This is a genomic window from Salinisphaera aquimarina, from assembly GCF_042643355.1.
In the GTDB taxonomy this organism is placed as follows: domain Bacteria; phylum Pseudomonadota; class Gammaproteobacteria; order Nevskiales; family Salinisphaeraceae; genus Salinisphaera; species Salinisphaera aquimarina.
On the sequence record NZ_JBHRSS010000011.1, the window covers coordinates 1 to 605 of the forward strand.

Annotated in this window: 1 pseudogene; it reads left to right on the plus strand. The window is 66.8% G+C overall.

Annotated elements, in window-relative coordinates:
• Positions 1 to 605, plus strand: a pseudogene (locus tag ACFOSU_RS20870) (leucyl aminopeptidase); the annotation flags it as partial.

Sequence of the window (605 nt, forward strand, 5' to 3'; positions counted from 1 at the left end):
CGCGACTTCAATGCCCGCTCCTACCGCCGCGCCTGCGAAGCCGCCGGCAAGAAGCTCGACAACATGGGCGGCGTCGATGCCGCGTTCTATCTGACCGAGCTCAACGTCAAGGGCCGCGACGACTTCGGCTGGCAGGTCAAGCAGGCGCTACTCACCGTCGAGGACGTGTTCTATCGCTTCGAAGCCTGCCGTGGGCCCGACCACGAAAAACACAGCCGCAAGCTTGCGCGCCTGATCTTCCAGGTGCCGCGCCGCTCCGACCTGCCGGCCGCCGAGCGCGGCGTCGACGAAGGCGTGGCCACGGCCAACGGCGTCAAGTTCGCCAAGGATCTGGGCAACATGCCCGGCAACATCTGCACGCCGACCTATCTCGCCGAGCAGGCCGTTGCCCTGTCCGAGCGCCAGAGCGCGGTGAAGACCAACGTGCTCGAGGAAGCGGACATGGAAGCGCTCGGCATGGGCGCGCTGCTGGGTGTCTCGCGCGGTTCGCGCCAGCCGGCCAAGCTCATCGTCATGGAGTACATGAACGGGCCCAAGAACGCCAAGCCGATCGTGCTCGTGGGCAAGGGCGTGACCTTCGATGCCGGCGGCATCAGCCTCAAGCC